At 37.5% G+C, this 20,777-nt stretch carries 20 protein-coding genes and 3 tRNA genes; 7 read left to right on the top strand and 16 right to left on the bottom strand.

The window, feature by feature from the left end:
• The 6 genes from ABZC96_RS00190 to ABZC96_RS00165 all read right to left on the bottom strand — a co-directional run.
• Nucleotides 1–3,219, bottom strand: a 3,219-nt coding sequence (locus ABZC96_RS00190) for an acyl-[ACP]--phospholipid O-acyltransferase (protein ID WP_373028216.1), incomplete at its 3' end; no start/stop codon positions are given.
• Complete coding sequence (locus ABZC96_RS00185) at nucleotides 3,216–3,881, bottom strand: MerR family transcriptional regulator (protein ID WP_373028214.1); 666 nt, start codon at nucleotides 3,879–3,881, stop codon at nucleotides 3,216–3,218. The genes ABZC96_RS00190 and ABZC96_RS00185, both read right to left, overlap by 4 nt.
• Before the next feature lie 115 nt (nucleotides 3,882–3,996).
• The gene (locus tag ABZC96_RS00180) at nucleotides 3,997–4,704 is read right to left on the bottom strand and encodes a TIGR02453 family protein (protein ID WP_373028213.1); all 708 of its coding nucleotides are present in this window, start codon (nucleotides 4,702–4,704) and stop codon (nucleotides 3,997–3,999) included.
• The gene (gene elyC, locus ABZC96_RS00175; RefSeq protein WP_373028211.1) at nucleotides 4,704–5,459 is read right to left on the bottom strand and encodes an envelope biogenesis factor ElyC; all 756 of its coding nucleotides are present in this window, start codon (nucleotides 5,457–5,459) and stop codon (nucleotides 4,704–4,706) included. Before elyC ends, ABZC96_RS00180 begins: the two co-directional genes overlap by 1 nt.
• A gap of 13 nt (nucleotides 5,460–5,472) precedes the next feature.
• Nucleotides 5,473–6,690: a saccharopine dehydrogenase family protein gene (locus ABZC96_RS00170; protein WP_373028210.1), complete on the bottom strand. Its 1,218-nt coding sequence runs from the start codon at nucleotides 6,688–6,690 to the stop codon at nucleotides 5,473–5,475.
• Nucleotides 6,691–6,723: 33 nt separating this feature from the next.
• Nucleotides 6,724–7,638: an AEC family transporter gene (locus tag ABZC96_RS00165; protein WP_373028209.1), complete on the bottom strand. Its 915-nt coding sequence runs from the start codon at nucleotides 7,636–7,638 to the stop codon at nucleotides 6,724–6,726.
• A gap of 58 nt (nucleotides 7,639–7,696) precedes the next feature.
• Here ABZC96_RS00165 and ABZC96_RS00160 point away from each other — a divergent pair, with 58 nt between their 5' ends.
• Complete coding sequence (locus ABZC96_RS00160; RefSeq protein WP_373028208.1) at nucleotides 7,697–8,254, top strand: DedA family protein; 558 nt, start codon at nucleotides 7,697–7,699, stop codon at nucleotides 8,252–8,254.
• A gap of 54 nt (nucleotides 8,255–8,308) precedes the next feature.
• Here the strand turns inward: ABZC96_RS00160 and ABZC96_RS00155 are convergent, their stop codons facing one another.
• From ABZC96_RS00155 to speA, 3 genes are all read right to left on the bottom strand, one after another.
• Nucleotides 8,309–9,475 (bottom strand): pyridoxal phosphate-dependent aminotransferase, encoded by a 1,167-nt coding sequence (locus ABZC96_RS00155; RefSeq protein WP_373028207.1) that lies wholly within the window; start codon nucleotides 9,473–9,475, stop codon nucleotides 8,309–8,311.
• 68 nt (nucleotides 9,476–9,543) lie between these two features.
• A complete protein-coding gene (gene cysE, locus ABZC96_RS00150) occupies nucleotides 9,544–10,245 on the bottom strand; it encodes a serine O-acetyltransferase (RefSeq protein WP_373028206.1) in 702 nt (233 codons plus the stop codon).
• A 2-nt stretch (nucleotides 10,246–10,247) separates the two neighbouring features.
• Entirely contained in the window at nucleotides 10,248–12,113 is a 1,866-nt protein-coding gene (gene speA / locus ABZC96_RS00145) for a biosynthetic arginine decarboxylase (RefSeq protein ID WP_373028205.1), read from the bottom strand.
• 70 nt (nucleotides 12,114–12,183) lie between these two features.
• On the opposite strand from speA, the gene ABZC96_RS00140 reads away from it, so the two are divergent.
• From ABZC96_RS00140 to ABZC96_RS00125, 4 genes are read left to right on the top strand one after another with little or no spacing between them, the layout of a single operon-like run.
• Nucleotides 12,184–13,287, top strand: coding sequence for an MlaE family lipid ABC transporter permease subunit (locus tag ABZC96_RS00140; protein ID WP_373028204.1), 1,104 nt, complete (start codon nucleotides 12,184–12,186; stop codon nucleotides 13,285–13,287).
• On the top strand, nucleotides 13,284–14,057 hold the full coding sequence (locus ABZC96_RS00135; RefSeq protein ID WP_373028201.1) for an ABC transporter ATP-binding protein: 774 nt from the start codon (nucleotides 13,284–13,286) through the stop codon (nucleotides 14,055–14,057). Before ABZC96_RS00140 ends, ABZC96_RS00135 begins: the two co-directional genes overlap by 4 nt.
• Nucleotides 14,050–14,982, top strand: coding sequence for an MlaD family protein (locus tag ABZC96_RS00130; RefSeq protein WP_373028200.1), 933 nt, complete (start codon nucleotides 14,050–14,052; stop codon nucleotides 14,980–14,982). Before ABZC96_RS00135 ends, ABZC96_RS00130 begins: the two co-directional genes overlap by 8 nt.
• Complete coding sequence (locus ABZC96_RS00125) at nucleotides 14,979–15,560, top strand: ABC-type transport auxiliary lipoprotein family protein (protein WP_373028199.1); 582 nt, start codon at nucleotides 14,979–14,981, stop codon at nucleotides 15,558–15,560. Before ABZC96_RS00130 ends, ABZC96_RS00125 begins: the two co-directional genes overlap by 4 nt.
• 10 nt (nucleotides 15,561–15,570) lie before the next feature.
• On the opposite strand, the gene hisS is transcribed toward ABZC96_RS00125, so the two are convergent.
• The 6 genes from hisS to ABZC96_RS00095 all read right to left on the bottom strand — a co-directional run bounded on the left by hisS (nucleotide 15,571) and on the right by ABZC96_RS00095 (nucleotide 18,630).
• Nucleotides 15,571–16,782, bottom strand: a complete 1,212-nt coding sequence (gene hisS / locus ABZC96_RS00120; protein WP_373028198.1) for a histidine--tRNA ligase — start codon at nucleotides 16,780–16,782, stop codon at nucleotides 15,571–15,573.
• Complete coding sequence (tmk, locus tag ABZC96_RS00115; protein ID WP_373028197.1) at nucleotides 16,779–17,360, bottom strand: dTMP kinase; 582 nt, start codon at nucleotides 17,358–17,360, stop codon at nucleotides 16,779–16,781. The genes hisS and tmk overlap by 4 nt, the downstream gene beginning before the upstream one ends.
• Complete coding sequence (gene coaD, locus ABZC96_RS00110) at nucleotides 17,360–17,842, bottom strand: pantetheine-phosphate adenylyltransferase (protein WP_373028195.1); 483 nt, start codon at nucleotides 17,840–17,842, stop codon at nucleotides 17,360–17,362. The genes tmk and coaD overlap by 1 nt, the downstream gene beginning before the upstream one ends.
• A 1-nt stretch (nucleotide 17,843) precedes the next feature.
• Nucleotides 17,844–18,365 carry a UbiX family flavin prenyltransferase gene (locus ABZC96_RS00105; protein ID WP_373028193.1) on the bottom strand — a complete coding sequence of 174 codons (522 nt, stop codon included), beginning with the start codon at nucleotides 18,363–18,365 and terminating at the stop codon, nucleotides 17,844–17,846.
• An 80-nt stretch (nucleotides 18,366–18,445) separates the two neighbouring features.
• Nucleotides 18,446–18,520, bottom strand: a tRNA-Gly gene (locus ABZC96_RS00100).
• A gap of 34 nt (nucleotides 18,521–18,554) precedes the next feature.
• Nucleotides 18,555–18,630, bottom strand: a tRNA-Gly gene (locus ABZC96_RS00095).
• A gap of 237 nt (nucleotides 18,631–18,867) precedes the next feature.
• On the opposite strand from ABZC96_RS00095, the gene ABZC96_RS00090 reads away from it, so the two are divergent.
• Nucleotides 18,868–19,185, top strand: coding sequence for a hypothetical protein (locus ABZC96_RS00090; protein ID WP_373028192.1), 318 nt, complete (start codon nucleotides 18,868–18,870; stop codon nucleotides 19,183–19,185).
• Between the two features lie 44 nt (nucleotides 19,186–19,229).
• Here the strand turns inward: ABZC96_RS00090 and ABZC96_RS00085 are convergent.
• Nucleotides 19,230–19,314: transfer RNA gene (locus tag ABZC96_RS00085), tRNA-Leu, on the bottom strand.
• Between the two features lie 169 nt (nucleotides 19,315–19,483).
• Between ABZC96_RS00085 and ABZC96_RS00080 the strand changes: the two genes are divergently transcribed.
• Nucleotides 19,484–20,680 (top strand): NAD(P)/FAD-dependent oxidoreductase, encoded by a 1,197-nt coding sequence (locus ABZC96_RS00080; RefSeq protein ID WP_373028191.1) that lies wholly within the window; start codon nucleotides 19,484–19,486, stop codon nucleotides 20,678–20,680.
• The last annotated feature ends 97 nt before the right edge of the window (nucleotides 20,681–20,777 follow it).

Here is a 20,777-nt window from a genome sequence, read left to right as displayed (position 1 = left end):
TTCTTCTCCGAGTATCTTTCTGACTTCACCTTCGACAAGTCCGAGACTGACCATCTCTCCAGCTATTTTTGCAAAGCGGCTGTAACGGTCAACTATAGTGAGGAAACCATCTTCATCTAAACGGCCTTTATCTCCTGTGACGTACCATCTGATGCCATCTATCTCTTTAATGACAGATGCTGTTCTTTCAGGATCACCGATGTAGCCTTTCATGATCTGTGTACCACCTATGAGTATCATGCCTTCTTCATCTGTCTCAAGCTCCTCAAAACTCTCAGGGTCTACAATGCGAAATGTAGAACCAGGCAGCGGTAGACCAACTGTACCTATCTTTTGACCTACTTGTGGTTTCCATGAGTCCAACATAAGTACATCAGGCATATTCCCTGAAGCCACTGGTGTGGTTTCTGTTGCACCATATCCTTCATAGATCTCATGACCAAACTTCTTTTTAAACTCATCTCGTATCTCTTGAGGCAGTTTCTCTGCACCGGCAACTACCATACGTATATCTTTTAACATGAGTGGTGTAAGTTTACGGTTTCTTGTATAGAGTCTAAGGAATGTAGCTGTTGCCAATAAGATAGTTGCTTCATATTTTGCTGCTATTTTTCCTATGCCAAATCCATCTGTAGGGTCTGGATGGGACGCAACAGGAATACCTTCTATAAGAGGTAACAGCGTCGTTACTGTTAATCCAAATGAATGGAAAATAGGTAATGTCCCTAACATCACATCTTCATCTGTAGGATTGAGTAGGGTCGTAGTCTGTTTAATGTTTCCCATAATGTTTTTATGGCTTAACTCTATGCCTTTTGGTGTACCTTCACTTCCACTGGAAAAGAGTATAGCAGCAGTGTCATCTTTGTTGTTATCTTTAATAAATACAATACTTAGTAGCCATGCCGGTAATACTTTTACCATTATAAGAGTGAAGAGTCCTTTGGTCTTACTCATACTCTCTTTAATCTCTTCAAGATAGATGACTTCAACATTTTTAAGTACATTCGTCATATCAAAACCTTTAGCTTTGAGTTTTGTTATAAACTGTTTTGAAGCAACGACTTTAGTGATGTTGGCTATCTTAAGTGCATGTAATAGACTTTCTTCTCCACTAGAATAGTTCAGGTTAACTATGGTCTTTCCTAATGTAAGTAAAGCCATATTTCCCATAGAACCTCCAACAGATGTGGGTAAGAGTAGACCTATATTTTGACTTTCTTTTAGTTTTGGTTTGAGTGAAGAAGCCATCATAAATGTTGCAGTGATAAATTTATCTCCACTCATTTCTACACCTGTGGAATCTGTCATGCAAAGTTTTGAACTGACATTTTTAGCAGAGTGTATCCATGCTTTTTGCAATGAAGGTAAAGACTCTGCATAGTACTTCCAGCTTTTAACAGAGAGATCAAATACCGATTTCTTGACTTGTGAAGCAGTGGAGTGAATATCTATAGCCTCTGCAAAACTCACAGAGATGTCTCTATTCTTGTTACGTTTCATTTTATTTGATGCGTAAGAGAAGTTGTCTTCCCAAAGCCCTCTAAGATAAAAAGGTATGATCACTGCATCTTCTACCTCTTTGGTTGCCATTTCAAATCCTCTTTGAAATGCACCTAAGTGTCCGTTACGCGAGAGGTGACCCTCTGGGAAAAGTGCTACTGTTTCACCACGGTTCAGTGCTTCTGTCACTTTTAGAAGAGCACTTTTACTTCCTCTGCTAGAGATGGGGATCACCCCAAAAAAGTCTAAAAATGGTTTGAGGTACCACTTTTCATAGTAAGATCTTTCCATGACAAAACGTATCTGTTTTGGGTATGCCATCTGTAAGACAGCCCAGTCTAAAAATGATACGTGGTTACCTAAAAGAAGTATGCCTTTATCTGCTTTTATATGGTTAAGACCATCAACATGCAAAGTGTACTTAAGCCCTATAATCATACGGACAATATAACGTATGAGTGACTGTGGCAGTTTGATAAAAGTATATACCATCCCTATGAAAGCGATAGTAGAAATGATATAGAATAATCCTATAGAAGAAAATTGAAAGTATCCAAAAATGGCAGTTAAAAGTAAAAACAGAAACATACTCACATTTTGCATAAAGTTATTACCTGCGAGGATCTTACCTAGTATATTGTGAGGTGATGAGAACTGGATCATAGCATTCAGTGGAACAATGAAAAGGCCTGAAAAGAAACCAAAAGACAAAATGGCTGTACCTAATGACCATAAAGAATCAAGAGAAGGAATCATATAGAGTGCAAGGGCTACACCAAGACTTCCTAGAGGTATGATACCTGTCTCTATGTAGTTTTTACTTACACGACCTGCAAACATTGAACCCAGTATCATACCTATTCCGGCGAGTGCTAATAAGCCTTGTGCCGTAATAGTATTTGTAATGCCTAGTGTGCTTTTGAGGTGCTCTCCAAATATGGCTAATACCACTTGTGAAACACCCCAAAGTATAGAGAGTCCGATGATACTTAACCAAATCGTTTCGTTTTGTTTTATGACAGAAAGGTTCTGTCTTAAATAAGAAAGGTTCTTATACTCTTTAGCATCAAAGGTCATACTCTCATTGATATCGACAGCCTTGAACTTTCTTACCAGTCGTTTAGCCAAAAGGTATTCTATGGAACTGGCACCTATAAGCAGGTATCCCACAGGTGCAATATAGGTGAGAATTACTGTAGGAACAGTACTGGCATCTTGCAGTAGACTTTCAAAGAAAATCGAGTAGATCACTGCACCGGCAAGGATAGATGCGATGGTCACAGCTTGTACCAGGGCATTTGCCTCAGCCAGATGTTCATTGCCTGTCATCTCTTTAATAAGTCCATATTTTGCGGGGGAATAGATAGCACTTTGTGCAGCCAGAACAAAGGTCAAACCAAATGCTATCCAAAACCAACCCATATAATAAGAGATAAGTATCATCGTAGTGATACCTATGGCAGCCATTGATGCATATTCTATGACCATTGTTTTAGGGTATTTGTCAGAGATGAAACCAGCTGGAGAGAAGAGGAAGATAAAAGGTAAAAGTATCAAAGCATTAACTATGGCAGTGAGTATGATGAGCTCTGGACCTTCATACGCTTTGAAAATAGTGTTTTGTAAAATGATCTTGTGTCCCAGGTCGGTCATGGCATTGAGTAGTATAATAAGTATATAAGGTGTAAATCCAGCGATTTTAAAAAGTGATATCATTTGCTTGCCTTTGTGATATTTTTTTTATGTTCCTGAACGGTGTGCATGTTAAAAATGTAAGGTTTGAGTGTCAGTATAAGATCAAAAAGAAGTTCATAACGTGCATTGTGTGACTCTTCATCTTCTTTGAGTAGGGTTGCACCTATGTCATTCTCTTTTTCTGCAAGTATTTTGGCATCATCTACATAAGCATCAAGAAGATCAAAGTCAAGACCTAGGTTACTTGCTCTCTCTATAATCTCAGCTATCTCTACCTCTTTGGATGAGAAACCTTTAGCTCTCTCAAATAGGTAACCTTTCTTCTGATAAGCTTTGAGTTTTTTTTCATCCATTGTAACAAGTTTTAAAAAGTCTTGTTTAGAATACCATTGATTCTCTTTTCCTCCCGAGATCAGTTCTAGAGAACGGACCATCATCTCAAAACTTCCATCAAAATCAAAATGATTCTCTTTAAATAAGTTTTTTATCTCAGCTATTGAGTATGAGAAGTTGTGTTGAAGGTATTTGATAAACTTGATTATTTGTATACAACTTTCATCATAGAGATGTACATTTGGTTTAGGTTTAGATGGTTGAGGAAGTAAACCTTCTTTTAGGTAATAAAGTATGGTTGATTTACTCTCATTCGTTTGGAGAGAAAGGTCTTTCATTTTGAGGGACATGACTAATCCTTTTGTTTGAATTAGTGTAGTATAGAGTAATTTATCTAAAGTGTCAAGTGTCAATCTACACTTTTAATATGTTATATGATTTTTTAAGAAACAAAAAGGTGTATTTTTAGTAAAGATATTCTGGTATCATTTCTTCAACACAAGTTAGTTCATTGACCCATTGCTGCAGGTCAAGCATATCTTCATAGATCTTAAAGTTTTTGTCTATAATGAATTCAGAGTGAAATGTTTCATCGGGTGGGAATACTGTGTAAGCATACATAGCACCATAGAGGTAAAGATAGGCATATTTGTCATCTTTGTCCAATCCTAAAGGATAACGTTTGTATTGAGGTTCAGGAATAGTGTAGCCTTTATTTTTCAGATCTTCTAGGATATGGTGCAGTGTTTCTCTCTTTGCATCGTTTTTTATGTATTCTCTGTAAGTAGCGAGTAGAGGTGCTTTGAAGTTACGGATACCCGTAGCGACAAATATCTCAAAAGGGTCATAATGCATATAAAAAGAGCTGCTCTGCATACGGTGTGTATCACCCTGCCAAAAGATGATGCCTATACGCTCTTTAATAGGATCAAGCCGGTGGAACCTTGCATCACGGTAAATACGAAAAAGTGATTTGTTTATTTTAGGTATGGCATTTATGGAAGGTACAAGTATTTGCAAGTGTTCACCCATTTCTTCCACATAGGCTTTGTTGGATGAAACGATGTATTTTTCATACTCGTTTTTATGGTCATCAAGCCACTTTTTGGAGTTGTTTATAATAATGTTGCTAAGGAATGTAAGTCCTTCTTTTGGAAAGCCATTGAAATGCATTAGAACCCTTTCAACTTTTGCCAAATAAGACCTAAATACTCATGCCATACAATGTGAGACTTCTTCAAGGCGGTGGCAGAAAAAAAGTCTGTATAGTCCAAATATTTTCCATTGGCAAGGTGATTTGTAGGTGCAGGTATAGGATGAAGACCTTCTTGTTTAAAGAAATTAAGTGCTCTTGTCATATGGGATGCAGAAGTTACCAATATAAATGGTTCATCTTTCAATAATTCTTTTCCTGCTTGTGCTTCTTCCTCTGTATCTTTAGTACCAAGATGTAAAATAATATCATTTTTATCTACACCTAGTGATATAGCCAACTTTTTTTGCATAATGGCATGTTCCGTAATATCATATAATCCATGATACCCTGATACTATAATTTTTGCTTTGCCATTTAGTTGCTGGTAATGACGTATACCCTCATTGAGTCTTACAACAGATGTGTCAACAACCTGAGAGGTAATGGGCCGAGTTTCATCTGTATGATGTCCTCCCCCTAAAACATAAATGTATTTAATATTTTTAGGGCTGGTATGCAGTGTAGGATTCTTAGATTCTATGTCATATAAAAGTGTATCTACAATAGGAGAGTATGAAATGAGAAAAAGCCATGTAACACTTAGCATAAGTGTAAATTTGGCCTTGGCTAGTTTGTTTTTATAGAGAAAAAATAATCCCAGTAGTATGAGTGCCACACCCAGAGGCAAGGGCATGATAAACATAGAGACAATTTTTTTGAGTATAAAATCCATCTATATTTATGTGTTATGATACTACACGAGTTTCATCAGCGTCAAGTTCCATTACCTGCCAAGGCAAACCTTGTTTATTCAGCTCTTCCATAAAAGGATCTGGATCAAGCTCTTCCATGTTAAAGACACCTTTGCCTTGCCATTTGCCTTCTAACATCAGTTTGGCTCCTATCATGGCAGGTACACCTGTGGTGTAACTTACACCTTGACTCATCACTTCTGCATAACATTTTTCATGGTCACTGACCTGGTAAATGTAGATGGCCTTTTCTTTACCATCTTTGATACCTTTAGCGAAGATACCGATATTTGTTTTACCTTTGGTACGTGGTCCCAGACTAGCAGGATCGGGAAGCAGGGTGGCAAGGAATTCCATAGGAACGATCTTCATTCCTTTATGTTCGACCTCTTTGATACCCAGCATGCCTACATTCTCAAGACATTTCATATGTGTAAGATAACTTTGTCCAAACGTCATGAAAAATCTGATACGTTTTAGCCCTTTGATATGTTTGACCAAAGATTCCATCTCTTCATGGTAAAGCAGGTAACTGTCTTTTGGTCCCACTTCCGGGTAATCCCAGACTTGCATGATCTCCATAGGTTCAGTTTCTATCCACTCTCCATTCTCCCAGTAACGTCCCTTTGCTGAAACTTCACGAAGATTGATCTCAGGGTTGAAATTGGTTGCAAAAGGATACCCATGGTCCCCTGCATTACAGTCAAGAATGTCTATGGTATGTATCTCATCGAAATAGTGTTTTTGCGCATAGGCACAAAATACGTTGGTGGCTCCAGGGTCAAAACCGCTACCCAGTAAACCCATGATATTCGCTTTTCTAAACTCTTCATCTCTAGCCCACTGTTCTTTGTACTCAAATTTTGCAGTGTCAGGGTGTTCGTAGTTTGCTGTATCGAGGTAATCAACCTGCATCTCCTCACAGGCATCCATGATGGTAAGATCCTGGTAAGGAAGTGCCACATTGATGACAATACTTGCACCCGTAGCAGCAATGAGTTCTTTAAGTTCAGGTATGGAATCTGCATCCACTGCTCGTGTGTGTATCTGGACGCCTGTTTTCTCTTTTACATTTGCAGCGATGGCATCGCATTTACTGATAGTACGGCTTGCTAACGTGATCTCTCCAAAAGTATCAGCATTCATTGCACACTTAAAAGCAACAACATTTCCGACACCGCCAGCACCAATAATAAGGGTTTTTTTAGACATAGTGACTCCTCTGAAAATTATAGGGTTATTTTATCACAAATAGTAGTGATTTATAACATAACTTAGGCCAAACAGTAAAGGCATAAATAAAAGTGTACTCAATAATATAAGAGAAGTCACATCTTTGGGTTTACAATTATATAGCGAAGCAAGGTTAATATTGGCAACAGCCAAAGGTACCATCATTTCCATAAAGATGATACCTTGTACAAAAAGTGGCAGATGCGTAAAAGAGAGTATGACAGCTGTAGCCAAAGGGACGATGACAAACTTTTGGCTGATCGTACCTATAAAGAGTTTTGGGTGTAGCTCTTTGATGCGTATGCCTTGTAAGAATGTTCCCAGTAAAAAGAGCTGTAAGACGATACCTGCGTAGGCACCCATTTTGAAAAACTCTTGAATCTGTGCACTTAGAGGTATATCGTATATATTAATATATATAGCGATAACAGAGGCAGGAATAATAGGGATCTTCACAATGTTAAAGAGTGAATCTTTAATACTGAATGAACCCCGTGAATATATGTAGACACCAATAATGTAGACGACAAATATATTTGCTATATTGATAAGAGTAGTATAGATAACAGATGCTTCTCCAAAGAGAGCAATACCCAGAGGAATACCAATGTTTCCTGTATTTCCTACAAATCCTGCTATAGAAAAGATGGCTCTTTCTTTTGGATCGTTAAAGATCATCTTGCCTAGGATGATGGTCGGTATGAGAAGCACTAAGATGATGGCAAGGTAGATGAATGGGACGTAAAGGTGTTCACTGTGTAATTTGGCTGTACTGAAGCCCCATATAGTGACAAAAGGTTGTAGAAAATAGACAGACATCAGTGTAAGTGTTTTTGTATTCATATCTTCAGAGAAGATACGTTTAGCCATGTAGCCTAAAAGTATAAAGACATAGACAAATAGTATACTCATTAGTGTTTCAATCATGAGAAGGATTATAACTTATTTTGGGTATGATTCTTTAATAAACTATTTAGGATTTTTTATGGATTTTGCTTCTTTAGAGACTTGGGGTTACTTAGCTGTAGCATTTTTTGCCTTTGGTGGTTCGCTGTTCATCGTGGCAGCAGCAGGTGTATTCTCTTTCATGGGAAAAATGGACCTGACTACTGCTTTAGCTGTAGCTACAGTGTCTAATTTTCTAGGTGATATCTTTCTTTTTTATCTAGGGAAATACCAGAAAAAAGAAATTCAGCCTTATTTTGCAAAACATAAACGTAAAATAGCCCTTGCTACACTTATCATGCGTAAGTACGGAATACTGGCTATATTTATACAGAAGTTCCTCTATGGTATTAAAACCCTTGTACCACTCTCTATGGCACTTGCGAAGTACGACTTTAAAAAGTTTGCATTTTATAATATATTTGCATCCATTGTGTTTGTATTGACGATCGGATTGAGTGCGTATTATTCAAGTGAGTTTATCATCGCAGTGTTTGAATATATTAAAATAAATCCATGGATAGCACCTGTGATCTTATTTACTATTATTGGTACTGTATGGTTTGTTATGGAAAATATGACAAAGAAGAAAAAGTAGTTCAAAGTTAATTTAGACCAAGCAAGTATCTTGGTCTAAAAGGCAAAAGGCATTTTACTTTTTACTCTGTACAAACTTTTCGATACGTCTGATACCTTCACGGATCGTTGTAATATCTGTAGCAAATGAAAATCTAAAATACCCTTCAGATCCAAAACCTATACCAGGAACTACAGCAACACCAGTAGCTTGAAGTAACTCTTTACAGAATTCTATAGAGTCATTTGATATATCTTTGATATTTACAAAGAGGTAAAATGCACCCTGTGGTTTAAGTACAGAAAGACCGTTAATGTCGTTAAATAGTTTAACTGCTTCTTCTGCTCTACCTTCAAAAGCTCTTCTCATTTGTTCGATCTCTGTATCGACTTCACCAAGCAGTGCTGGAATGGCTGCTTTTTGCGTGATAGAGTTGATGTTTGATGTACTTTGACTCTGAAGTTTGTTCATTGCAGCAATCAATGCTTTATTTGGAGTAGCCAAGTACCCAAAACGCCATCCTGTCATCGCTACAGACTTACTGAGACCATTGATCGTTACCGTTCTTTGATACATATCTTCAGAGATGCTTGCAGCAGCTACAAAATCTATGTCATAGACAAGTTTCTCATACATTTCATCACTTGCTACAATGATATCTGTACCTTCTAGTACTGTTGCTAGTGAACGAAGTTCAGATTCTGAATAAACAGAACCAGTAGGGTTAGATGGTGATGTAAGAATGATCATTTTTGTTTTAGGTGTGATGGCAGCCTTGAGTTGTTCTGCCGTGATCTTAAATCCACTTATTTCATTTGTTTCTATAATAACCGGTACGGCACTAGCATATTTCACTAACTCTGGATATGTTACCCAATATGGTGCAGGGATGATAACTTCATCACCTTCATTAAGTACAGCTTGAAAAAGGTTAAAGAGAGATTGTTTTGCACCATTACTTACAATGATATCCGAAGGAGCGTAGTCCAGACCATTGTCTCTTTTTAGTTTTGCTGCTACAGCTTCCAGAAGCTCTGGTATACCTGGTACAGCAGTGTACTGGGTAAAACCATCGTTGATAGCTTTAATCGCTTCATCTTTAATGCGTTGTGGAGTTCCAAAGTCTGGTTCTCCAGCTGAGAAAGAAAGAATATCTTTTCCTTGTGCTTTTAAATCACGCGCAAGTGAAGAGATGGCTATAGTAAGTGATGGAGATAGTGTTTGGATACGATCTGAAAGCATGTTAAAACCTTTGATTATAAATTGTATAATTGTATCAAAAAATCCGTTAAAAAAAGCAACAAATCTTTTTAATCCATAGAGTGAATAAAGTTGTCATAAAGCTCTTCAAGTTCATGGTCTTTTTCTTTAATGTGCTTATGGTCACCAGTCTCAACAGCAGTTTCAACAATAGCAAGACGTTTGAGAAGATATTCAAATATCTCTTTGTTCACATCCGGGAGTTTATTATGACTAAGTGGTGTTTTATCAAATCCTCGTTTGAGAACGCGTGCAGGTACACCTACGGCAGTTGAGTCGGGAGGTACATTTTTAACCACAACAGAGTTAGCACCTACTTTTGAGTTTTCGCCGATAGTAATGTTTCCAAGTATTTTAGCTCCTGCACCTATAACAACGTTGTTTTCAAGGGTCGGGTGTCTTTTCCCTTTACTTGTACTCACACCGCCCAATGTTACTTGCTGATAAATAATCACATCATCACCGATGATTGCGGTTTCACCGATAACAACTCCAACTCCATGGTCAATGAAAACTCTGCGACCAATGGTTGCAGCAGGATGTATATCTATCACTGTTAAAAATTGCCCGATGGCAGAGATGAGTCGTGGAAGGAACCTAAGTCCTTTTTTGTAAAGCGAATGTGCCAAACGATGAAATAGAAGTGCCCATAGCCCAGGGTAATTAAAAAAGAGTTCAAAGGTAGAGTGCAGGGCAGGATCATTCCTTTTTACATTAAGAAAATCTTCTTTGATAAGACTAAATGGGTTCACTTCTAACACTCCTCGTCAATGGCTTGAATAGTCTTAAGATAGCTATTTTCACTTAAATAAAGGTAAAGTTTACCTAAAAGTTCACGTTTTTCTTCATTGTTTAGATGTTTAGATTCTTCTATTCTATATTTAAGTGATTTATCGATGAGATAGGTATCATAATCTAAATCATCTAAAACATCCATTATGTTTTGTGCCTCGATGAGATCATCTATACTATGATTTCCTTCTTCATCAAAAGTGATAACTGCTTCAGTAGGATGCGTAAAAAGGTTATGTTTCATTCCCAATACTTCTTGATATGCTCCGGTAAGAAAGAAAGCTAAAAAATACTCTTCTGTATCAACATCGATATCATGTAAATAAAGTGGAAAGTCACGATTAAAACCTATTTCTCCATCACTGTCACAGGTGATATCCCAGATACTTGCCGGGTTGGTCGGTTTGATATCAAGATGGTCTAAAGGCATGATAGGAAATTGCTGTCCCAAGCCCCAAAAGTCAGGTAATGACTGGAACGCTGAGAAATTCACAAGATATTTCTCCTGTATACGATCCTGTAGTTTTTTGAGTTCATCGCTATCTTCATTTTTGAGCAATGCAATAGCTTTTTTAATAATGAGATTCACCAATATCTCTGTATTTGAACGGTCTTCAAGATCAATATAGCCTAGATCAAAGAGTGTAAGGAGGCTTTCCATATGATCAAGAGCATCATGCAGGTACTCTCTCGCACGTTCACGACTTAAAGAGTTGTAAAGATCATAAAGTTCTTGTATAAGAGGAGGATTGACTTCTTTAAGACGTAGACCTTTCTCTGTATACTCCTGAGAAAAAAGTTCAAGTACAGGTGCGACAAGTACTGAGTGCGAAGCTGCGATATAACGTCCTGACTCGGTAAAGATATCTGGTTCTGCAACATTTTTGCTTTTTGCAATATCTTGCATAAGGAAAACTACATCATTGGCAAATTCTCTGAGAGAATAGTTTCTCTCTTGTTTATCTTCGTGTTGGCTATACTCTACGGCGAGACCTCCACCGATGTTGATAGCTCCGAGTGCATCAGCACCACGTTTTTTAAGGTCAGCATAAATATGTCCAGCTTCTCTCAATGCTTTTTTAAGTGGAGCGATATCACCCATCTGTGACCCTATGTGAAAATGGATCATCCAAAGGTGGTCTAAAAGTGAATTTTTTTGCATTATCTCATAAGCTTCTAGAAGCTCTGTAGAGGTGAGTCCAAATTTAGAACCGTATCCACCGCTTTTTGCCCAAATTCCTATGCCTGAACTGTGAAGACGTATACGTACTCCTATTTTAGGTGCGATAGGAGTTACTGCATCCTCATTGAATTCGTGGTTGACCTCTACAATAGTCTCGAGTTCTCCAAGACCTTCTATGGTAACAGTGATATTGTGTCCCATTTTCGCTGCAATAAAACAGAGTGATATCATCTCTTTATCTTTAAAACCATTTACTGTGATAGGTGCACCCAGAGGCGTTTTCGTCATAGCTATGATAAGTTCAGCTTTACTTCCTGCTTCAAGTCCATAGTTGTATTTTTTAGAGACATCCATAAGAGCATGTACAAAGTTTGGAAATTGATTGACCTTAAGAGGAAAAACAGCCTGAAAATTTCCTTGATAGTTAAATTCTTTCTTAGCATTGTCAAAAGTCTTGAAAAGGGTAGAGATCTGTTTTTCTATGAGATGTGGAAAACGTAGTAAAAGAGGACCTTTATATCCTTTTTCACGAATTTCTTGTGTAAGCTCAAGCAAAGAGGGTTGCTTGCCATAATTGATATTGATAGTATCTTTATTTATGATAAAGTTATTTTCACCCCAAATATTTAATCCAAAGTTTTTCATGTGTTACACCTCTTTATATATTATGGAAATTATAGCCAAACTTAATCTAATCTTACCTATAATGGTTTTTATGAAGAAGCAGTTTTTAACGTATGAGGCAGATCAGCATCATCTTAAGCTTATCTCTACAGGAGAGTGGACACTTAACAGTGTGTTTGAAATAGAGAATAAGCTACTCAATATTCCTCATGATAAAAAGATTGTTTGGGATGTTTCTGGAATCAGTGAATTTGACAGTGCAGGCGTACTGATTTTTATAGAATATTTTAAACGATTTCAAAAAGAAACTGAGATAGAAGTAGTAGGTTATACTGAAAATCAAAAAGACATGTATAACCTTCTCAATAGCAATATCCAAGAGATTGAAGCTCCTAGAAAGAAAAGTATTCTCGAAAATTTGGGTAAAAGCACCCTTGAGATCTATGAAGATGTTAAGAGTTTCATTACGTTTATCGGACATCTTTTTTATGCAATGTTTCATACATTTGTGAAACCTAAAGATATACGTTTTAAAGAAACCATATACCATATTCACCAATCAGGGTTTAATGCAATAATTATCATAGCACTAACATCATTTTTAGTGGGGATGGTTATCTCCTATCAGGGGTCTGTTCAGTTAGCCAAATTTGGCGCAGATATTTTCATTGTAGATACGGTAGCGATATCCATTACCAGAGAGTTGGGACCTATGATAACGGCTATTGTCATTGCAGGACGCAGTGGGTCTGCGTATACTGCTGAAATAGGGGCTATGAAAATTACTGAAGAGATAGCTGCCATGCGTACTATGGGTTTTGATCCTTATACTTTTTTGGTACTCCCCCGTATATTTGCTTTAATGGTAGCACTTCCATTGTTGATCTTCTTTGCTGATCTCATTGGTATTTTAGGTGGTATGGTCGCAGCCAGTATGCAATTGGGTATTTCTATGACATTGTTTACAGAAAGACTCTATGAAGTTTTAGAAGTGAAACACTATTTGCTTGGTATGATGAAGGGTCCGGTCTTTGCATTTCTTATCGCAGCGGTAGGGTGTTTTAGAGGATTCCAGGTCTCTTATAGTACAGAAAGTGTTGGGCTTCATACCACAGCATCAGTAGTCAATTCCATCTTTTTAGTGATCGCTTTTGATGCACTTTTCTCAGTAATTTTTACGGAGCTTGGACTATGAAAACAGTCATTAAAGTAGAAGATGTTGTGACAAAGTTTGGTGAAAGAACTATTCATGATGGAATTAATCTTCATATCGATGAAAATGAGATCTATGGTATTTTAGGGGAAAGTGGTTCAGGAAAATCTGTACTTATGAAAGAGATGATTATGCTCATGGAGCCTAGTGCAGGGGAAATAACCGTTTTGGGTAAATCCTTAAGCCGTATAGGCTTCAAAGACGCACAGGTCTTACGCAGTGACTGGGGTGTGCTTTTCCAGTTTGGAGCACTTTACTCTTCTTTGACGATTGCAGAAAATATAGAAGTACAACTCAAAGAATATACCAATATAACTAAAGTAATGAGAGATAAATTGGTGCAATCCAAATTGGCGCTTGTAGGATTGGAACCGCATGTAGGAGCACTATACCCTTCTGAACTCAGTGGAGGGATGGTGAAACGTGCTGCACTTGCAAGGGCATTGGCGATGGAGCCGAAATTACTTTTCCTGGATGAACCTACATCAGGATTAGATCCTATAGGTGCACGAAATTTTGATGCACTTATTGTGGAGTTGCGTGACTTGTTAGGTATCACTGTTGTGATGATCACGCATGATTTAGATAGTATTTTCAGTATCGTAGATAGGATGGCAGTTTTGGCAGATAAACATGTGGTAGCACAAGGGTCATTAGAAAATGTGTTACAATCACAACATCCCTTTGTAGAAGAATTCTTTAAGAATGAGTATACAAAAGAGAGGTTTAAGGATAAGGTGAAAGATGTATAGCAGAGTCAATTATACTATTGTAGGTATATTCGTATTATTTTTTGGAGCCGGTATGGTTTGGTTTGCTTTTTGGCTTGCCAAGTATGATCTACAAGAAGAATTTGATACCTACAAACTTGAAATGTATGACTCTGTTGCAGGGCTTTCTATAGATTCTAATGTAAAATTACGTGGTGTAGATATTGGTAGCGTAAGTAAAATACAAATTAATCCTCAAAATATAGAAATGGTTGAAGTATTTGTAAAAATAAAAAAGGGCATACCTATCAAAGAAGATATGGTAGCACATACAGCAATGTTTGGTGTGACAGGACTCTTATCTATAGAGATAGATGGGGGCACAAACGAAGCTAAAACTTTATTACCTACAAAAGATCATATTCCAATTATTAAGACAAAACCCTCCTTCCTGACGAAATTAACAGGTGACATTGGTGGAGCGAGTGGAAAAATAGAAGATCTTTTACTGCAGAGTCAAAAGCTCCTTTCAGATCACAATATTGAAACGATAGGAAATATCCTTGATAACACTGAGAGAGTAACAGCAAAAAGCGAAGAGTTGGAAGATAAGGTCATTGTTACTCTTGATGAGTTCAGGGTTTCTATGGCGAACATAAACAAAAGATTGACAGAAGCTATTACAGATTTCAAACAAATGCAAAAAGATTTTGCAGAAATTAAAGAAGTCACTGTCCCTACAGTAGAGAAGTTAATGGAAACTAGTAAGAATTTTAATCGTGTTACACTCAAAGTAGAAAAGAGTATAGAGAGAGGAGATTATAATTTCAAAAAGATCTTTGAACCAATGCTTGTAGATATAGATATACTTTTAGGTCAGCTGAATGATATGTCACGAAGTATAGAAAATAATCCAAGTGATCTTCTGTTCAAGTCCAGAAAATCAATGAAAGGACCAGGGGAATGACAAGAAATAAGTACTTAGCATTAATTATCATACTTATAGGGTTATTAGGATGTACAAAAGAACCGGCACTCAAAGTCTATAGTTTAGATATCGCTCCTGTGAGTACAGTACATAGTAGTAACTATAAAAGCAAAAGTATTAAAATCACATACCCGCAGAGTTTAAAAGATCACATATCACAAAAAATGAACTTCTCATACAGCAGTATTGATAGCGGTAATTATCAAAACTCTGAGTGGTCGAACAATATGAGTAAAATTCTGCAAGGTACATTTATAGAGGTTTTAGATGGAAGTAAGCTTTTTAATGTAGTATTATCTGATACATCAACGGCTAAAGAAGATTATAGATTAGAAAGTACTATATTTGCTTTTTATCATAGAGTTCGAGAAGCAGAGTCACATGCTGTTGTATCTATACAGTTCAATCTCATAAGTACAGAGACAGGGAACCTGGTAAAAAGTAAAAGGTTTAGCTACAAAGAATCCACACCAACAACTGATGCAAAAGGCTACGTTACTGCTACAAATGTAGCAGTAACGAAGTTGAGTAGAGATTTGGTAGCATGGTTACGTTAGAGAGGATTTTTTAAAACTCCCCAAGTAAAACTGTACGCTCTTCTTTACTCTCCAAGTCTTTGACCCAGACAGTGCCATTTTTCAGTTCATCTTCTCCTATGAGAACACAATAGCGTGCATTGACCTTATCTGCTCCTTTCATGTGACTTTTGAAACCTTTTGAATCGTACTCCAAGGTTACTTTTGTCTCTTTACGTTTAGCAGTTGCTATAGGGAAGAGGGCTTCTACAGCTTCTTCAGTCATAGCACCAAGGTAGATACCCTCTTTGTTTACTTCTGGCATTTGTACAAGTTCCATGATACGTTCTATACCTATGGCAAAGCCTACAGCTGGTGTAGGTTTACCATCTAGAAATTCTACAAGCCTGTCGTAGCGTCCACCGCCTGCGATGGCACTTTGTGCACCTATCTCGTTACTAACGAACTCAAAGGCTGTCTTTCCGTAGTAGTCCAGTCCACGTACCAGGTTTGTGTCTACTTCGTAATTTATACCTGCTTTGTCAAGTAGGGCAGTGAGTTTGTTGAAGTCTGGATCACACTCTATACAAAGGTAATCGATGAGTTTTGGTGACTCTACCAAGAGTGATTGGCACTTTCCATTTTTACAATCAAGTACACGTATAGGATTTGTACCAATTCGACGGTTACAATCTTCACAAAGTTCATCTTTGATAGCAGTTAAAGAGCCTACAAGATTTTCTTTGTATTTTGGCATACATACCTTACACCCAAGTGAGTTTATCTTTAGATCAAAGCCTACTCCTAATTCGGAGAAGATCTGGCTTATCATAGTAATAATGGTAAAGTCTTCATAGACAGAACCTTCACCAAAACTTTCACAACCAAACTGGTGAAATTCTCTCAAACGACCCTTCTGAGGTCTTTCATAACGGAACATAGGTCCATAGTAGTAAAATTTCTGTTTGACAGGTTGACGATCAAGTTTGGCAGAAACAAAAGCACGAACTACACCTGCCGTACCTTCCGGACGCATACAGACATCATTACCGCCTTTGTCTTCAAACTGGTACATCTCTTTACTGACGATGTCACTGCTGTCACCTACAGAACGTTTAAACAGAGCAGTCTCTTCAAGTATAGGCGTTTCAATGTAACTGTATCCATACTTTTTTGCTACACCTATGGCAGTGGTTACAATGTGTACAAAGCGTTGGCTCTCGTCAAAAGTAAGGTCTTTCATGCCTCTAAGTGGGTTGATCATAGTGTGTTCCTTAAATAGTCTGTTATATGTGTGTGTATCGTTTCTATATCTTCTGTCGCATCTACAAAAAGATGGGGAATACCAAGCTTGAGTATACTTTGTTTCATATGCTCTTGTACTGTGAGAAGATACTCTAAGCCTCTAAGCTCAATGCCATCTAGACATTTAACAGAAGTACGTTCTTCCAAAGTCTTCATATCGGTTAAAAACAAGATGACCTTGTCTGGAAAATGCCCTTCAAGTGCAAATCTATTCAGGCTTACAAGTTCCTCAAAATCAAAGTCATCATTGGCGAGAGCATACCCGATACCAGAAAGGAATCCTCTGTCAGATATGATGACCTTGTCCTTATTTGGAGAAATGACTTCCTGGTAATGTTCTGCTCTGTCAGCCAAAAAAAGCAGAAGTTCTGCACGCTTGGAAGCCAATGAATCAGAAAGAAGTATCTTTCTGGCTTTTTTCCCAAAAGGTGTGCCTCCTGGTTCATGGGTGATGATGATCTCAGGGTGTTTTTGTGAAATGAGATCGATCTGTGTACTCTTTCCACAGGTATCTATGCCTTCAAAAAGTATATACATTAGCGTGTACTCTTTATCAGTTTTAGTGCTTCATCTGGGACAAGATGGTCTATTTTTCCATTAAATTCTAAAATTGAACGAACCACAGAAGAACTCACAAAGGCATGTTCCAAAGTTGGCATAAGATAAACGGTCTCTAACTCTTTTTTGAGTGAAGCATTGGCATAACCCATTTGAAGTTCATATTCGAAGTCACTTACCGCTCTAAGACCTCTTACGAGGATATTTGCATCTAATTCATCTGAAAGATCTACAAGTAGACCTTGGAATCCTATGACTTTTATTTTAGGAAAATCTTTGGTAGCTACTTTGACCATCTCTATACGTTGATCTAAACTAAACATTGGTTTTTTGGCTTCAGAGTCTGCTACTGCAACGATAATTTCATCAAACATATGACAGGCACGTGTGATGATGTCTAAATGTCCATTTGTGATAGGGTCAAAAGTTCCCGGATATATAGCTTTTCTGATATCACTCATATTAACTCCATCTTTCATAAAGATTATTTTCGATGCCCAACACATCATACCACTTGCCAATGATAAACTTTTCCATATCATCTAATGAAGATGATTCAGAGTAGTAACCCATCACAGGCGGTGCGATGATGACTCCCAAAGTGGCTAACTTATGCATGTTCTCCAATGCTATGGAAGAAAATGGTAACTCTCTGGGAGCAAGAAGCAGCTTTTTTTGCTCTTTCATTGCCACCGCAGCGACACGTGTAGTCAGGTTATCACTGATGCCACAGGCCACTTTCGCCAGAGTATTCATACTGCAAGGAATGATAGCCGTTGCATCTACTCTAAATGAACCTGAAGAGATAGATGCTGCGATATTTTCACTCGAATGCAAAGTCACTTTTTTATTTTCAAAAGATTCTACTGTAAGGGCATTATTTGAAACGACTACATGCGCTTCGACGTGAGAGGGTAAGTAGTCAACAAACTTCTTCCCCAACTGAACACCACTAGCACCGGTAATTGCCACGACGAGTTTCATAATATGCCTTATTTTTTATAAGTAGGATTATAGCAAAAGAAATTAAGAGTTTGGGATTTGATTTGAAGATTTAATGTTTATGGAGCGGGCGAACGGGTTCGAACCGTCGACCCCAACCTTGGCAAGGTTATGCTCTACCGCTGAGCTACGCCCGCGCATCCATAATGTGTGTAAAATGTCTTGTTAAAGTGGAGCGGGCGAAGGGATTCGAACCCTCGACAGCCTGCTTGGAAGGCAGGAACTCTAGCCACTGAGCTACGCCCGCATTAAACTAAAAAGACGGCAACATTGTATATTACTACAGCTTCAAAAACGCTGTAAAAACAGAATGTTAAGGTAGGCAAAATCAGAGGGGGATAAATACAATTTTTGTAAAAAAACAAAATAATCGAAAGGTTAAACCTACTTCGTAATGATGAGGATTCTGCTATAAAGAAAAACGATGTTATACTTTTCGATAAAATCTGGGACTTTTATATTGCCAATAGAGGGGAAGTATCATATGAAAATCGATGAAGAAGTTTATGCACGTTATTCTGCACAGTTTGAAGCTGAAGGTATATATGACCTTCTTGACCAGGTAAATACTCAAGAAGAGGCAGCAGTACTTCTTTTTGCCAACAAAAACTTCAAGCAATCTATACTTGATACACCTCCAAAGAATATCGATCCAAATATTGCTACAAGAGGATTTATGACCTATCAATTTTATATGAAAGACTTACGATGGACGCTACAGGCATTTTTTGGAGAGGTTACAGATGAAAAATCTGCGAAAAAATTAACAAAGGCATTAATCAGTTTCTATCAAAAAGACTAACTATGAATCTTTGTGTGTTTTTTGAGGGGGGATTAAAATTAAGGTGGTACCGCAGGTCGGATTCGAACCGACACGCCCGAAAGCAGAAGATTTTGAGTCTACCAAGTCTACCAGTTCCATCACTGCGGCGTACATTATAAAATGTAGAAGGGATTTTACATATTAAGTGCTTAAAGAAGGGTTAGTACATTACGAATATAATCGCATAAAATATGCATACATAATAGTCTGATCAAACCATTTATTTATATTAACTGTGTAAAATGGATTTCAAAGCAACTTATGGAGATAGATATTGATGAAAAAAGTATTGGTGATTGGCGGAGGGTATGGTGGACTACGCGCTATAGAGACATTATCTGAGTATAAAGATGTAGCTGTTACGCTGATTGATAAAAACCCCTATCACTACTTACAAACCGAGGCTTATGGTTATATTGCAGGTCGATTTGATATACATGATGTTGCTATCGATCTGAAGAGTTGGTGTGAGGGATTTAAAGGCAACGTCAAGTTCATTCATGGAGAGGCTACTTCCATCAACTTTGAAGAAAAGAGCGTACATTTAAATGGTACAGATCTGTTTTATGATTATCTCATCATTGCTACAGGTGCAAAAACACACTTTTTTTCATTTATAGAGGGGTTAAGAGAGAACAGTTATGGTGTAAAAAATTTACAAAGAGCACATAACTTTAGAATAGAGTTTGAGAACCTTATATATAAAAAGCTACAAAATGATGAGGGCTCCAACGAAGGTGAACTTAACATTGCTATCGGAGGAGCAGGACTTAGTGGAGTAGAAGTTGCAGCAGAAATGGCTTATGTTTTGGATAACTACAGTAAAACTATTGGAGATACAGCAAAAGAGATACATATATATCTTATCGATGCAAGTGAAACCATTCTTCCCGGCATGGGACAATACAGTATTGAGAATACTAGAAAAAGGTTAGAAGAACTGGGTGTAAAGATCCTCACAGGCGCCTTTATAAACAATGTTGACACATCATATATACATTTTAAAAATGGTGAAAAACTGCCCTATAATTTCATGATCTTTACGGGTGGTATCAAAGCGTCAGCACTAAATGACACGATTGAGAGTGAGAAAAATGGTATCAATCAACTCATCACGACCCCCGGGCTCAATGTTCAAGGTCAAAAAGATGTATTTGCTATAGGCGATTGTGTCGAGATAAAAGATGCAAAAGGTAACGCTTTGCCTCCAACAGCACAAATTGCCGAAAAAAGTGCAGAGTATGTGGCAAAAACAATACGACATAAAATAGATGGAGTAAAGTCTCAAGCATTTGATGCTGATGTTCAGGGTATCTTTATCGCATTGGGTGGGAAATATGCGGTAGGTGAAATGTTTAAGTATATTAAAGTGAAAGGGTATGTTGCCTATTTGCTCAAAAAAGCGATAACGCATGTGTATTACCTAGGACTACGATTACGTATCAATACAGGCTTTAAAAATCGTATTAGATAGAGTTCAGTTTCATTATGAGATTTCCAGTAAATAGTATACTTCTCGACGTATTTAGCTCGTATATGTGGGTAAATATGACATTTTGACACATTTTCAT

The organism is Sulfurovum sp., from assembly GCF_041551015.1.
In the GTDB taxonomy this organism is placed as follows: Bacteria; Campylobacterota; Campylobacteria; order Campylobacterales; family Sulfurovaceae; genus Sulfurovum.
The sequence above is the reverse complement of the archived record's forward strand: the minus strand, read 5'-3'. Positions and strand labels throughout refer to the sequence as shown.